This is a genomic window from Gluconobacter roseus, assembly GCF_046058915.1.
In the GTDB taxonomy this organism is placed as follows: Bacteria; Pseudomonadota; Alphaproteobacteria; order Acetobacterales; family Acetobacteraceae; genus Gluconobacter; species Gluconobacter roseus_A.
Genome location: NZ_CP175538.1, coordinates 66346 through 79348 on the forward strand (window position 1 = coordinate 66346; position 13003 = coordinate 79348).

The 13003-nt window shown below is 58.1% G+C and carries 13 protein-coding genes, 1 tRNA gene, 1 other RNA gene and 2 pseudogenes; 7 read left to right on the forward strand and 10 right to left on the reverse strand.

All coding sequences use genetic code 11. The features are described 5' to 3' along the window. Positions 1 to 218: 218 nt before the first annotated feature. Positions 219 to 637: RNase P RNA component class A (gene rnpB / locus ACJ2A4_RS00330), an RNA gene on the reverse strand. 75 nt (positions 638 to 712) lie between these two features. Here rnpB and ACJ2A4_RS00335 point away from each other — a divergent pair. Next, on the forward strand, positions 713 to 1735 hold the full coding sequence (locus tag ACJ2A4_RS00335; protein ID WP_408873156.1) for an alpha/beta hydrolase: 1023 nt from the start codon (positions 713 to 715) through the stop codon (positions 1733 to 1735). On the opposite strand, the gene ACJ2A4_RS00340 is transcribed toward ACJ2A4_RS00335, so the two are convergent. Next, positions 1732 to 2202, reverse strand: a complete 471-nt coding sequence (locus ACJ2A4_RS00340; RefSeq protein ID WP_194258858.1) for a hypothetical protein — start codon at positions 2200 to 2202, stop codon at positions 1732 to 1734. The two genes, ACJ2A4_RS00335 and ACJ2A4_RS00340, sit on opposite strands and share 4 nt — an antisense overlap. A 6-nt stretch (positions 2203 to 2208) precedes the next feature. Then, positions 2209 to 3678: a glucose-6-phosphate dehydrogenase gene (gene zwf, locus ACJ2A4_RS00345; RefSeq protein ID WP_408873157.1), complete on the reverse strand. Its 1470-nt coding sequence runs from the start codon at positions 3676 to 3678 to the stop codon at positions 2209 to 2211. A 282-nt stretch (positions 3679 to 3960) separates the two neighbouring features. On the opposite strand from zwf, the gene ACJ2A4_RS00350 reads away from it, so the two are divergent. Both ACJ2A4_RS00350 and ACJ2A4_RS00355 read left to right on the forward strand, forming a co-directional pair. Continuing rightward, positions 3961 to 4227 (forward strand): DUF2312 domain-containing protein, encoded by a 267-nt coding sequence (locus ACJ2A4_RS00350; RefSeq protein ID WP_062510070.1) that lies wholly within the window; start codon positions 3961 to 3963, stop codon positions 4225 to 4227. 69 nt (positions 4228 to 4296) lie between these two features. Beyond that, the gene (locus tag ACJ2A4_RS00355; protein ID WP_408873158.1) at positions 4297 to 4935 is read left to right on the forward strand and encodes a hypothetical protein; all 639 of its coding nucleotides are present in this window, start codon (positions 4297 to 4299) and stop codon (positions 4933 to 4935) included. Here ACJ2A4_RS00355 and proB read toward each other — a convergent pair. The 4 genes from proB to rplU all read right to left on the reverse strand — a co-directional run bounded on the left by proB (position 4926) and on the right by rplU (position 7785). Continuing rightward, positions 4926 to 6062, reverse strand: a complete 1137-nt coding sequence (proB, locus tag ACJ2A4_RS00360) for a glutamate 5-kinase (protein WP_408873159.1) — start codon at positions 6060 to 6062, stop codon at positions 4926 to 4928. The genes ACJ2A4_RS00355 and proB overlap by 10 nt on opposite strands. Further along, positions 6059 to 7069: a GTPase ObgE gene (gene obgE / locus ACJ2A4_RS00365; RefSeq protein ID WP_062510076.1), complete on the reverse strand. Its 1011-nt coding sequence runs from the start codon at positions 7067 to 7069 to the stop codon at positions 6059 to 6061. The genes proB and obgE overlap by 4 nt, the downstream gene beginning before the upstream one ends. A 101-nt stretch (positions 7070 to 7170) precedes the next feature. Then, positions 7171 to 7437 carry a 50S ribosomal protein L27 gene (gene rpmA, locus ACJ2A4_RS00370; protein WP_008851550.1) on the reverse strand — a complete coding sequence of 89 codons (267 nt, stop codon included), beginning with the start codon at positions 7435 to 7437 and terminating at the stop codon, positions 7171 to 7173. Positions 7438 to 7470: 33 nt separating this feature from the next. Then, complete coding sequence (gene rplU, locus ACJ2A4_RS00375; RefSeq protein WP_408873160.1) at positions 7471 to 7785, reverse strand: 50S ribosomal protein L21; 315 nt, start codon at positions 7783 to 7785, stop codon at positions 7471 to 7473. Positions 7786 to 8075: 290 nt separating this feature from the next. On the opposite strand from rplU, the gene ACJ2A4_RS00380 reads away from it, so the two are divergent. Next, positions 8076 to 8165, forward strand: a tRNA-Ser gene (locus tag ACJ2A4_RS00380). A gap of 247 nt (positions 8166 to 8412) precedes the next feature. On the opposite strand, the gene ACJ2A4_RS00385 is transcribed toward ACJ2A4_RS00380, so the two are convergent. After that, a complete protein-coding gene (locus tag ACJ2A4_RS00385) occupies positions 8413 to 8907 on the reverse strand; it encodes a hypothetical protein (protein ID WP_408873161.1) in 495 nt (164 codons plus the stop codon). Positions 8908 to 8943: 36 nt separating this feature from the next. On the opposite strand from ACJ2A4_RS00385, the gene ACJ2A4_RS00390 reads away from it, so the two are divergent. After that, positions 8944 to 10004, forward strand: a protein-coding gene (locus tag ACJ2A4_RS00390) for an IS3 family transposase (RefSeq protein ID WP_408873162.1) whose coding sequence is annotated in 2 segments (ribosomal slippage) — positions 8944 to 9205 and positions 9205 to 10004 — 1062 coding nt in all. Because the reading frame shifts where the segments join, the coding sequence is not laid out codon by codon here. A 43-nt stretch (positions 10005 to 10047) separates the two neighbouring features. Here ACJ2A4_RS00390 and ACJ2A4_RS00395 read toward each other — a convergent pair. Continuing rightward, positions 10048 to 10431 carry a tyrosine-type recombinase/integrase gene (locus tag ACJ2A4_RS00395; RefSeq protein WP_408873163.1) on the reverse strand — a complete coding sequence of 128 codons (384 nt, stop codon included), beginning with the start codon at positions 10429 to 10431 and terminating at the stop codon, positions 10048 to 10050. A gap of 164 nt (positions 10432 to 10595) precedes the next feature. On the opposite strand from ACJ2A4_RS00395, the pseudogene ACJ2A4_RS00400 reads away from it, so the two are divergent. After that, positions 10596 to 11081: pseudogene (locus ACJ2A4_RS00400) on the forward strand (transposase); the annotation flags it as partial. Positions 11082 to 11141: 60 nt separating this feature from the next. Here the strand turns inward: ACJ2A4_RS00400 and ACJ2A4_RS00405 are convergent. Further along, positions 11142 to 12328 (reverse strand): IS3 family transposase gene (locus ACJ2A4_RS00405; RefSeq protein WP_408873164.1). Its coding sequence is split into 2 segments (ribosomal slippage): positions 11142 to 12058 and positions 12058 to 12328, totalling 1188 coding nucleotides; the frame shifts between segments, so codons are not numbered across the junction. Between the two features lie 63 nt (positions 12329 to 12391). Between ACJ2A4_RS00405 and ACJ2A4_RS00410 the strand changes: the two are divergent. Next, a pseudogene (locus ACJ2A4_RS00410) lies at positions 12392 to 12991 on the forward strand (transposase); the annotation flags it as partial. Positions 12992 to 13003 lie beyond the last annotated feature (12 nt).

Here is a 13003-nt window from a genome sequence, read left to right on the forward strand (position 1 = left end):
ATATCATGGGATTTCATGGGACGTCAAACAGATATCGTCAGAAAACCGCAGAAAACTGCGACATTTTCAAAACTGGAAATGTGACGGAAATTTTTGCGGTTTGTTAGGGTTTATCAGGGATAATCGCTCGGACGGATCTATGCCTGCCGTTATTTGTTCTGTTTTTGTTCTTCTTTGGTGAGGAGAACAATTACTGGAAGAACAGATTTTTTCCAAAGGGTGCCAGACGGCCTGTAAGCCGGGTTCTGTCCGCCCGAAAGCGGGACGATCATTCCTCTGGGACCTGCATTGCTGCAGGCCTCACGCAACCAACCCGAACGACGGGGCGAGAAACCCCCGGTCTCCTTGCGGAGACCTGCCGTTCCTATTCGGTCTTGCTCCCGGTAGGGTTTACCATGACCATCGCCGTTGCCGGAGATGCGGTGCGCTCTTGCCGCACCGTTTCGCCCTTACCCGCAACATGTTCCCCGGCGAATGAACGCGTGGGGCACAGTCCGGCGGGCGGTCTGTTTTCTGTGGCACTGTCCCTAGGGTCGCCCCCGCCGGCAATTAACCGGTACCGTCTTCCCATGGAGCCCGGACTTTCCTCCCTGGATGCGATCCTCATCGCACACACAGCGATCGTCCAGCCGTCTGGCGGCGCAGACACTGCTCCGGGACGCTCGTGGGGTCAAGGGCAGACTTTTCAGTAAAATCCCGGCATAATGACAAAATGCGTCCAACCCTGACCCTGCGGATTTTCCTTTTCTGGCTTGCCCGACAGGCCCGTAAACGGGGCGTCGTACCACGGCGTGTTGCTCTGGATGAGATCCCGCCGATCCCGGCCGTACCCCCGTCCGCGGACGTCCTGCGGCAGATCCGGCGGGTCACAGGGCGCCCAAGTTTCCCGGTCTGGCTGTCGTCGTTGCGGGTCCGTAGCTGGCGTGACATCCGGGTTCCGGGAGCGGAGGGACCGAGGACGGCGCGCCTGTACCGGCCGCGTGGAAAGGTTCGGGGCGTCGTGCTCTTTCTGCATGGCGGTGGATTCGTGCATTGCGATCTCGTGTCTCATCACGGGATCTGCTGCCGGCTTGCGGCGGCGTCGGGGGCGATGGTTCTTTCGCTGGATTATCGCCTTGCACCGGAACACCGTTTCCCGGCCGGACTGGAGGATGCCAAATCAGCGCTGGACTGGATTTTTCGGACTGTGCCGGCTGACATGCCTGTTGCTGTTGCCGGGGACAGTGCTGGTGGCAATCTTTCCGCCGTGCTGACGCAGTGGGTGCGCTCGCAGGGGATGCGCGGGCTCAGTGCCCAGCTTCTTTATTATCCGGCCCTGAGTGGTCCGTTCGCGCCTCCTTCGCGGGAGACATACGCGGAAGGCTACATGCTGAGCACGGAGCTTCTATACTGGTATTGCGGCCAGACGCTCAGTTCGCCCGAGCAGCTTTTTGATCCGGCGTTCTCGCCTTTGCTGGCGGAGAGCCTGAAGGACCTTCCGCCTGCCATGATCGTAACGGCGGGATTTGATCCGCTTCGGGGTGAGGGGGAGCTTTATGCCCGACGCCTCGATGAAGCCGGCATACCGGTCAGACTAAAAAACTTTCCGCGGATGATCCACGGCTTCCTGAACGGTTATGCACTGTTCCGGGACGGGCGTCGGGCGCTCAGGGAAGGGGGGCTGTTTCTGCGCGAGGCATTTGCGCAGAAAAAAGCGAAGCCCGCTAGGAGGCCTCGCTTTCTAGGAGTGTCTTAAAGGGGCAGATCGTGGAAGGCGCCGGGCGTTCCGGCATCTGTCTGTACCGTGCGCTCGGAGCGGTTGATCTTCAGGCTGAACAGCTTGTCGGCCGAAGGTGTTGCGCCGGGACAACCATTTCCGTGCCGTCCCAGAACATCCATAGTCGGTGTATTATCGGCCGCATTCCCGTTCACCACGAAAACCAGGCAGTGGCGGGGCAGGTCCGTCAGGTTGTCTTTCACAACGGCCAGGCGGAGATGCTCCACCAGAGCCGTGTTGTCGAACCAGCTGAGTTTGCTGAACGTGATCTTGTCATAGGACATGTCCAGCAGTCCGGTCCGGACCGCAATGAACATCAACAGGAAGGCCGGAATGACGACCAGCATTCGCCGCAGCAGAAGTTGTTTGAAGCTGCGGGGCTGCCGGCGCGGGCCCCGGCCCGGATTGCGGCCGAGACGGGGCGTTGCGCTCTTATCATCACTCAAATGGTATTACTCCGCGGCTTCGTGCCAGATATCGCCATGCCCAGCGAGCAGGCGGGTGGCCTGTTCCGGTCCGTAAGAGCCTGCACTGTAGGTCTGCATGGGAGCCTTGTCATGCTTCCATGCATCGAGGATGGGCTCGGCCCAGCGCCATGCGGCCTCGACCTCGTCGCGGCGGATGAACAGTACCGGATCACCACGCACGGCATCAAGCAGAAGCCGTTCATAGGAATCAGGGAAGGGCATACCGCCTTTCATGCGGATTTTGGCGTCGAGATCTGCCGTGTGGAGATTGTACACGTCCAGTGCAGGGTTCTTGACGTTCAGCCGCAGTTCCACGCCCTCATTGGGCTGCACGCGCAGGACCAGTCTGTTGCTGGCGGGCGTTGCACCGAACATCGTGGTCGCGGCCGGGCGGAATGTGATCACAATCTCGCTAACCTTGCGGCCTGAACGCTTGGCCGTGCGGATATAGAACGGCACGTTCTTCCAGCGCGGTGTATCAACCCAGGCACGTACCGCGGCATAGGTTTCTGTCGTGCTCGGCTTGCCCAGCTCTTCCAGATAGCCTGGGACGTTCTCTCCATCGACCACGCCTGCCGTGTACTGCGCACGCACGGTTTCGGTGGCGGCAGTTGCATCGGTGATGGGACGCAGGGCGTTCAGGACGGCAAGCTTGGCGTTGCGGACGGCATCGGCCTCAAGGGAGTCCGGTGCTTCCATCGCAACCAGGCACAGGACCTGAAGCAGATGGTTCTGGATCATGTCACGCAGGGCGCCGGAGGTGTCGTAATAGGCCGCACGGCCTTCCACACCAACGGTCTCGACGGCCGTGATCTGAACGCTCTCGATATGCTCTGCGGACCAGGCCGCATTCATCAGCGGATTGGCGAAACGCAGGGCGAGGATGTTCTGGACGGTCTCTTTGCCGAGATAATGGTCGATCCGGTAGATCTGCTTTTCCGGGAAATACTGCCCGACACCGTCATTGATGGCGGTTGCGGTCGCCATATCGGTGCCGATCGGCTTTTCGAGCACGACCCGGGAATTAGGCGTGATCAGCCCGTACCGGTGCAGGTTCTCGCTGATGCCACCGTAGAGCTGTGGTGCGGTTGCAAAATAATAGACGCGGACGCGGTCAGGCTGCGCCTTGGCCAGCAGGGACTTCAGGGTTTCCCACTGGGGTCCCTCGTGGCTGCTGTCCAGCGTCACATAGTCGAGACGGGCAAGGAAGCGCTCGACCAGTCCCGGGCTCAGGATGTCCGAGGGAAGGAAGCGCTGAAGGGCATCTCGGGCCCGCGCGACATAGGCCTCCCGGTCCAGCTCCGTACGGGCGGCTCCGATGATGCAGGCATCATCTGGAATCTGGCCCATTCGGAGACGGTTATAGAGCGCGGGCAGCAGTTTGCGCATCGTAAGATCGCCAGTGGCACCGAAGATGACATAGTCGAAAGGCTCGACCTGCTGGAAATGTTCCATGGAAGACTCTCTGACCTCTCGAACCCGCAGACCGGGGAAAAAAGGGTTAGGGTTCAGGCCTTTTCAGGCACCGTCTAGTTCCCTGTCAGCGCTCTTCCTGTCAAGGGATAGCCCCAGCACGACCTCGGGAGAAAAGCCTCGTCATGTTCACGCGTTCATGAAACGTGCACATAATTCCGTTGACCGTCCCGCCCTCCTCACGATAAGCCGCGCGGCGGATGCTGTGTTCGTGCAGCGCCGGAAAATACAGCCCAGACTTACGCCTCAGGAAGGAAACCGGACATGGATGCAGAAAGCAAAAGCGAAGGCGCCGCAACGGGCGGGATCGCTGCGGACCGTCTGCGCTCCATCATCGAGCGTGTCGAGCGCCTGGAAGAAGAGCGCAAGGCTCTCGCCGGCGACATCAAGGATATTTTTTCGGAAGCCAAGTCCGCCGGCTTTGACGTGAAGGTGATCAAGCAGATCATTCGTCTGCGCAAGCAGGAGCCGGCCGAGGTTGAAGAGCAGGAAACGCTGCTTGATATCTATCGTCGTGCCCTTGGTATGTAATTGCGGGGCATGTAATTCCGGTCTCCGGAACCCTGAACGCGCCACTTTCAGACTGGACCAGGCCTCCTCATGATGTCTGATTTTTCCTGGCTGCCAGGCTGGGCCCTCGGGTGCCTGGCCGTTGTAGCGGCCCTGTTTGCGCTGGCGCTCCTCTGCATGCCCTTTGCCGTTTTCGGCACCAAGCCCCGGTTGCAGGAACTGGAGTTCCAGATTGCGGAACTTCGTGCGGAACTCCGCGCGCTGAACCTGCGACTGGCTGTCTCTACGCGTCCTGAAGGCGCCTCGGCCGATCTGGGGGAACAGGGCGTGACTGCGTCTGTGGCCCGGATAGACCCCATGTCAGAAACGCGTGTGGTTCAGCCGCTGACGGCGCGGCCGGATGAAGATTATCTGATGCCGGCGCAAAGCCTGCGGTCAGATCTTCCATCTTATGAAGACGGGCCGGGGCAGGACGATCCTGACACATTGCCGCGTCGGAGCCGCGTCTCGGCGCCGGCCGGGCGGGAAAGGAGTGCCGGCACTCCTGAGCGCAACTGGTCCCGTGCTCCGTGGGAGCAGGGGACTCAGAGGCCGGACGTCAGCCTCTGGGCCACGGTCCGGGCAGGCGGTCTTCGGGTCGGGCAACAGGGGATGAAGACGCTTACCAGCCTCGCTCTGAACCCAAGCTGCGCTGGCCTCCCAGAGGGTAACGGAGATATTCAGGGATGATCGAGCGCCAGATCATCCCGATGAATCAGGGCGTCCCGTCCGCGATATCCCAGAAGCTGTTCCATTTCTTCGGAACGATGGCCGATCAGCTTCTGGCTTTCTTCAGAATCATAAGCGATCAGTCCACGCCCGACGATGGCTCCGTCAGCGTCGCGGATGGTGACAAGATCACCGCGCCCAAACGTGCCTTCAAGTCCCGTGACGCCTGCCGGAAGCAGTGATGCTCCTTCCTGAAGGGCGCGATTGGCGCCGGCGTCAATCGTGAGGCTGCCTTTGGGCTGGAGGCTTCCACCGATCCAGCGCTTGCGGGCTGATCCGGCATCGGTCTGGGCGAGGAACCACGTACACAGACCGCCGTTCTGCAGTCTGCAAAGCGGATGATGGTCCTGTCCGGCAGCGATGACCATATTCGCACCCGCACGTGTCGCAATCCGCGCAGCCAGAAGTTTCGTGCGCATCCCGCCGGACGAATAACCCGGCGGAGGCTCACCCCCCATCGCCATGATCTCGTCCGTCATCTGTTCGACAACGGGAATATGCCGTGCGGACGGATCCTGTCGCGGGTCCGCCGTATAGAGCCCGTCGATGTCGGACAGCAGGACCAGACAGTCGGCCCCGGTCATCTGGGCGACACGTGCGCCAAGGCGATCATTGTCGCCGAAGCGGATTTCGCCAGTCGCGATGGCATCGTTTTCGTTGATGACCGGAACGCAGCCCAGGTCGAGCAGGGTCTGGAGCGTGGCGCGCGCATTGAGATGGCGCTCACGGTTTTCCGTATCGTCCGGTGTCAGCAAAAGCTGGGCCGCGACCAGATCATGGCCAGCGAGGGCCGCGCTCCAGCCCTGTGCCAGTCCGATCTGGCCAACACTGGCCATGGCCTGCTTTTCATCCAGCCGCAGACGGCGGGATGTCAGGCCGAGGCGATGCCGGGCCAAAGAAATCGCCCCCGAGGATACGACGATGACTTCCGCGCCCCGGGCACGCAGCTCAGCAATATCCGCGCAGACGCTCTGCAGCCATTCAAGACGAAGGCTTGCATTCGCGGAATCGACCAGAAGCGCACTTCCGATCTTGATGACGATCCGGCGGGCCTGCGCCAGACGAGGAGCAGAAGCCGGAGCGGTCATCCCTGCCGATCCTTTTTGGCAGCGGTCACGCGATCCTGAAGCAGGCGGAGCAGTTCGGGCAGCCCTTCCTGCGTCGCGCCGGACAGCATCATCACTTCCGCGCCAGAAGCCTTTGCCAGTGCCCGCTTCTTGGCGGAACGCTGGGTAGGTGTCAGGGAATCGCACTTGTTCAGAACGATTATTTCCGGCTTGGCGGCAAGCACGGGATCATAGGCTTCCAGTTCCTTGCGGATCAGGCGCCAGTGCTTGACCACCTGACTTTCCGTGCCGTCGATCAGATGCAGCAGCGTCGCGCAACGCTCCACGTGTCCAAGGAAGCGGTCACCAAGCCCGGCACCTTCGCTGGCTCCTTCGATCAGGCCGGGAATATCGGCGATCACGAACTCTTCCGTATTGTTCAGCCGCACCACGCCGAGCTGCGGATGCAGGGTCGTGAACGGATAATCGGCAATCTTGGGGCGGGCCCGGGAGGCGACGGAGAGCAGGGTGGATTTGCCGGCATTGGGCAGGCCAACGAGGCCGATATCGGCGATCAGCTTCAGACGCAGCCACACCCAGCGCTCTTCGCCCGGCCAGCCCTTGTCGGCCCGGCGTGGCGCACGGTTGGTGCTGCTCTTGAAATGGGTGTTGCCAAGGCCGCCATCGCCGCCACGGCACAGCAGGACTTCCTTGCCCTCGGCATCCAGATCGGCCAGCAGGGTCTCACGGTCTTCGTCAAAGATCTGCGTGCCGACCGGTACATTGATGGTGACATTGGCCGCAGCGGCACCTGTCCGGTTGGAGCCTGCGCCATTGCCGCCCTTGCGGGCCTTGAAATGCTGCGTGTAGCGAAAATCGATCAGCGTGTTCAGGCCGGGAACCGCGCGGAAAATGATATCGCCACCGCGGCCGCCATCACCACCGTCCGGACCGCCGAACTCGATGTATTTCTCGCGCCGGAATGCGATCACGCCGTCCCCACCGTCACCGGAACGTACATAGATCTTGGCCTGGTCGAGAAACTTCATCGTATTGTCCGCAAGAATAAGGTGAGAGGCGCTTTATACGCAAAAAGGCCGGTCCCGAACAGGACCGGCCCCTTCCGCTTGCGCTGGAAAACGCGGGCTGCTTATTCAGCAGCTTCCGGCAGTGCCACGGAAACGTGGACACGGCCTTCTGCGCGGCGCTGGAACTTCACATGACCGTCCACGAGAGCGAACAGCGTGTGATCGCGGCCGATACCGACATTGGCGCCAGCCTTCATCTTCGTGCCGCGCTGACGGACGATGATGTTGCCTGCGATGACACTTTCGCCACCGAACTTCTTCACGCCCAGACGACGACCTGCACTGTCGCGTCCGTTACGGCTCGAACCGCCTGCCTTTTTTTGTGCCATGGCTGTTTATCCTTACCTGGAGTGTCGGGCCGATCAGGCCGCGTTGATCGCGTTGATGCGCAGGACGGTCACCGGCTGACGGTGGCCGTTCTTGCGGCGGCTGTTCTGACGGCGACGCTTCTTGAAGATGATCACCTTCGGCAGACGATCCTGAGCGACGACGGTTGCCGTCACGGTTGCGCCTTCGACCAGCGGGGCGCCAACGGTCAGGCTGCCTTCGCCGCCAACCATCAGGACGTCGGTGAAGGTGATGGTGCTGCCGGCTTCAGCTTCGAGCTTCTCGACCTTGAGGATGCTCTCGGGAGCAACGCGATACTGCTTGCCGCCGGTGCGGATGACTGCGTACATTCTGGAAACTCTCTCTGTTCCGATCTCGTGGCCGCTTCTGCCGGGTTGACCCGATCTGGCGCGACCCAGTCGCTTTTTGTCGTTGGCTCCATGCACTCCAGCGGGTGCAATGACATGGAACAGCCGCGGTCGATACAGATTTGAGGCGTTCCAGTCAATCAGAAACGGCGAAAAAACGCGTCTGCAGACAGGTTTCTGTCATGAACGTCTTCGGACCCTCTTGCAATGTCGGGCAAACCCCGCCATAAGCCCCTCCGTCGATCAGGTTCAGCGCAAAAGCAGGGCCGTACGGAGAGGTGCCAGAGTGGTCGATTGGGGCGGTCTCGAAAACCGTTGTGCCTTCGCGGGTACCGTGGGTTCGAATCCCACCCTCTCCGCCAACCGAACGGTTGTAAGCTACTAATATATATACATTTTTGTCAAGACGAATTGCAGAAGACTGCGGGATATGCATGTTTTTGCGTTCTTGTCAAATGTTGTTAACAGCAACAACAATCTAACAACAAAAAATCGCTGTTGTTGGTCTGCACCCATTATTTTTGTGGGTTTGTCAATCCTGAAAATTGAACAAAAAAATACCTCCCAAAATAGGAGAGGTATCTATGGGTCTGACATTTTTGGAATCTCTTACATCTCAAAGCTGCTGGATCTCTTTTTTCTCTGGGTCTGCTGCTCTTCCTGAATCTCAATTTTTTCAGGTTCCTGTTCGTTCCCTAAATCCTCAACTTTCTCTCTTTGCATTCTTCTCACGTTGTTCTCTGTCAGAGAGTTTAAAACTCCGTCGATATCCTGATTTTTCACGCCTTCTAAAATCTCCTGTTTTCCTGTCTCGTCTAAATCGTCGCGTTCGAACACATTATAAAGACGTGATATTTTTCTATATTTTTCCAGAGCTTCCATAGCTTCGGGTCTTTCACGCCATTCTGATATTTTATCTGATTGTTCCATCGCAACACGCGAAGCAATATTATATATTCCTTCGTCTCTTTTGCTTTGAATGCGGGTCTGATTTTTAGCTAATTCAAACTCATTCCAATATCTTGAAATATCTTTCTTTTCAGCTTGGGTTAAAATGAAATTTTTATCAGGTTGGGTTGACGTGCCCCCCGGAAATGTAACCATTTAAAAGTAGAGTCCGATCGAGAAGGATACGGACGGATGAAGCGCAGTCGTTTTACGGAAGAGCAGATCATAGGGATCCTGAAGGAACAGGAATCCGGACTGAAGGTCTCTGATCTTTGCCGTAAGCATGGGATCAGTGACGCGACCTTCTACAAATGGAAGACCCGTTATGGTGGCCTTGAGGTATCCGAGGCCAAACGGCTGAAGGCGCTGGAAGATGAAAACAGCCGCCTGAAACGTCTTCTGGCGGATGCCATGCTGGATAATGCGGCGCTGAAGGAGATCGTTGGAAAAAAGTGGTAACGCCTGTCGCGAAACGGCAGGCGGTCCGACACATTCAGGAAGCTCTGGCCCTGAGTGAACGCCGAGCCTGTGCGCTTGTTGGTGTTGCCAGGCGTGTCGCGCGGTATGTTTCTACCGGAGCGGACGATGCTGCCCTGCGCCAGCGCCTACGGGAACTGGCGGACCAACGACGCCGCTTTGGCTATCGCCGCCTGGGTTATCTTCTGGCGCGGGAAGGATTCAGCCCCAATCACAAGAAGCTGTTCCGCCTTTATCAGGAGGAAGGGCTGAAAGTCCGCCATCGGGGTGGCCGCAAGAGGGCACTGGGGACGCGTTCTCCCATGACCATCCCTCAGGAACCCGGGCAGCGCTGGAGCCTGGATTTTGTCTCGGATGCCCTGACTTGTGGCCGCCGGTTCCGCATTCTGGCTGTTATCGACGATTTCAGTCGCAAGAACCTGGCATTGGTTGCCGACACGTCATTGTCAGGTGGACGTGTGGCGCGGGAACTGACGGCCCTGGTGGAACGATATGGCAAACCCCTCATGATTGTCAGCGACAACGGTACGGAGTTCACATCCCATGCCATCCTGAAATGGGCCGATGAGATGAAGGTTGAATGGCACTATATCGCCCCCGGGAAACCGCAACAGAACGGCTTTGTCGAAAGTTTCAACGGCCGGTTGAGGGATGAATGCCTCAACGAGACGCTGTTCACGTCTCTCAGCCATGCCCGACAGGTTCTGGCTGACTGGCGGGAAGACTACAATACGGTGCGCCCCCATTCCCAGCTGGGTGGCAGGACACCGGATTAGGTCGCCAGACAAGTGTTTCGGGGGCATGCCCCCGAGACACTTGTCATCCCATCAACCCAAAGCCATAAAAAACGGGAACTCTCCTTTTGAGTGGATACAAAAAAGGGGGCACGTCAAGCATGACGGATTCCTTAGCTCGTTCCGATAGGTGGATGGTCCTGCTGGTTCCGTTTTTGGTTTTGGGTTTTCGGATACTCCAACCCATCCGACCTTCTATAACTTCGGATTTCGTTGCTTTCAGGATTTCCGATTTTCGCATTCCTGTAGCTAATGCGATTTCGAAGAAGGCCAGCATTTCCAGAACGTGAGGGCCTTCTTTAATGGCGTCTCTCATCCTGTCTTCTTCGTTTCCATGAAGGCGTCTGTCTCTGCCTTCATCAGGTGAGGGGAGTAAGATTTCCTTCACTGGATTTTTCAGGTCTTTCAAACCCCATCCATGTTTCGTTTTTGGTTTTCTTGCTGTCTCAAAAATTACAGACAGACGATATAAATCGTTGCGAATGGTGGAAGGTGGAGGGTTCGAAAAACCCCCTGGTATTGAGGTCTGCTCTGTGATTCCATTTCCCCTTAGTTGATTGGGGATGATGAAAGATGAAGCAGCCGGGTTTCTTTGATGTTGAAGAACGGCTTGCCCGCTTGAGCGGGCTTGGTGATCAGCTGGAGGCCTTTTCCCGGACTGCGGATTTTGAAGTCTTCCGCCCTGACCTGGAGAAGGCTCTGGCGTATTCTGACGGAAGCAAAGGCGGACGACCGCCATTTGATCCGGTGCTGATGTTCAAAATTCTGGTGATCCAGACGCTCAACAATTTGTCTGATGAGCGGACGGAATATCTGATCAACGATCGCCTCTCCTTTATGCGTTTCCTTGGTCTGGGACTTTCGGATCGGGTGCCGGATGCCAAAACGGTCTGGCTGTTCCGCGAGCGTCTGACCCAGGCGGGTGCGATCGAAGGGCTGTTCAACCGCTTTGATGCGACCCTGCGCAACGCCGGGTATTTACCGATGTCCGGCCAGATCCTGGATGCAACACTGGTGGCTGCTCCAAAGCAGCGCAATACGAAGGCTGAGAAAGCGGATTGAGGTGGTCCCGTCCGTTCGGACAGTTTTGCGGGCTTGATAAGCTATACCCGGTTGTCGTTATGCCGCCCTTCTGACGGCGTTGCTGTTGGCCATCTGGTCCGGGGTTAACCCCGGACCAGATGGCGTCGGCACGTTATGATACGCCTCATCGGGCGTTCGTCCAGCCAGTGCCGTATGCGGACGCCTTTCGTTATAATGGGCGATCCATCTGCCAAGCCCGGCCCTCAGCTCTGATCCGGTCTCGAACGCGTACAGGTAGACGCATTCGTATTTCAGCGACCGCCACAGGCGCTCGATGAACACGTTGTCCAGCCAGCGACCGCGCCCATCCATGCTGATGCGGATCTGACGCTCTTCCAGTATCCCGCTGAAACGGGGTGTCGTAAATTGCGACCCCTGGTCAGTATTGAAAATGTCCGGGGCGCCATAGCGCATGAGGGCATCCTGTAGCGCCTCGATACAGAACTCCACGTCCATCGTGTTCGACAGACGCCAGGACAGGACCTTGCGCGTGAACCAGTCCATGATCGCCACGAGATAGAGAAATCCCCGTTTCATGGGGATATACGTGATATCGGAACACCAGACCTGGTTAGGCCGCTCAATGACCAGATCCCGCAGCAGATATGGATATTTCCGATGCTCCGGATGAGGCACGGTCGTGCGCGGCTTCTGGTAGATCGCCCGCAGGCCCATGATCGCCATGAGCCGCCGGACCCGCTTGCGGCCCACTTCATGTCCCTGGCGGCGCAGATGCCATGTCATCTGCCGTGAGCCATAATACGGCGTTTCCAGGAACTGGGCGTCGATCAGCCGCATCAGCTCCAGATTGGCTTCGCTCTGTGGCACAGGCCGATAGTAGACGCCCGACCGGTTGAGTTGCAGTAGCGTGCATTGCCGGATTATCGGCAGGCATGCTCTCTTCGGGTCAATCATCTGCCGCCTCTGATCACGCCCAACCGAGCAGAGGCATCCCGCAAAAAATCCCGTTCCACGAGAAGTTCGCCTATCTTCGCGTGCAGTTTCTCCACATCAGCTGGGCTGACCGGCGGCTCAGCCACCGTCTTCCCGGAAAAGGTCGCCGCCATCCCCTCGATCGCCTGCCGTTTCCACTGTGCGATCATCGTCTGATGCACTCCATGTTTCGAAGCCAGTTCCGCCAGCGTCAGTTCCCCACGGATCGCCTCCAGCGCAACCCGTGACTTGAACTCTGCCGCATACCTCTTCCGCGTAACCTTGCCCATAAAACCCGTCCTCGTTCAGGCCAGATGATAGCTTATCGCCCTGTCCGAAAAATGGGGACCACCTCTGATCTCCGGGCAGGACGTATTCCCGAAGACTGGCAGGACAAGCCCGCAAAGATGTCGCATAAGGATCGTCATGCACGATGGACACTGAAGTTCACGAAGGCGAAGCGGCAGGACGATGGAACCATACCGTCGAGCGATCTCGCCATCCCGTTCTTTGGCTACAAATCCCACGTGTCCATCGACCGGAAGTTTCGGTTCATCCGAAAATGGAAGACGACGGATACCGCCGCCAGTGATGGTGCGCGATTGAGAGAGGGGCTGTTAGATAAAACCAATACGGCCTCAAGCGTTTGGGCTGATACAGCTTATCGCTCGAAAGCGAATGAGGACTTCATGGACAAAGAGGGTTTTGTCTCAAAGGTTCACAGAAAAAAGCCGCATCTCAAGCCTATGCCCCGACATATCCAGAAATCGAATGCTGGAAAGTCCGTGATCCGATCGCGCGTCGAGCACGTCTTTGCCGACCAGAAATCACAGACGGGATTGTTCATCCGAACTGTCGGTATCACCCGGGCCACCATGAGGATCGGGCTGGCCAATATCGTCTACAACATGCGCCGCTTCCTCTTCCTCGAAAGATTGAACGCGAGCGCATAGTCATCCAGCGGG

Coding starts and splice junctions, on each gene's coding strand:
- zwf (WP_408873157.1), bottom strand. CDS start 3,678: ATGGAACATTTCCAGCAGGTCGAGCCTTTCGACTATGTCATCTTCGGT.
- obgE (WP_062510076.1), bottom strand. CDS start 7,069: ATGAAGTTTCTCGACCAGGCCAAGATCTATGTACGTTCCGGTGACGGT.
- ACJ2A4_RS00385 (WP_408873161.1), bottom strand. CDS start 8,907: ATGGTTACATTTCCGGGGGGCACGTCAACCCAACCTGATAAAAATTTC.
- rpmA (WP_008851550.1), bottom strand. CDS start 7,437: ATGGCACAAAAAAAGGCAGGCGGTTCGAGCCGTAACGGACGCGACAGT.
- ACJ2A4_RS00335 (WP_408873156.1), top strand. CDS start 713: ATGCGTCCAACCCTGACCCTGCGGATTTTCCTTTTCTGGCTTGCCCGA.
- ACJ2A4_RS00350 (WP_062510070.1), top strand. CDS start 3,961: ATGGATGCAGAAAGCAAAAGCGAAGGCGCCGCAACGGGCGGGATCGCT.
- proB (WP_408873159.1), bottom strand. CDS start 6,062: ATGACCGCTCCGGCTTCTGCTCCTCGTCTGGCGCAGGCCCGCCGGATC.
- rplU (WP_408873160.1), bottom strand. CDS start 7,785: ATGTACGCAGTCATCCGCACCGGCGGCAAGCAGTATCGCGTTGCTCCC.
- ACJ2A4_RS00355 (WP_408873158.1), top strand. CDS start 4,297: ATGATGTCTGATTTTTCCTGGCTGCCAGGCTGGGCCCTCGGGTGCCTG.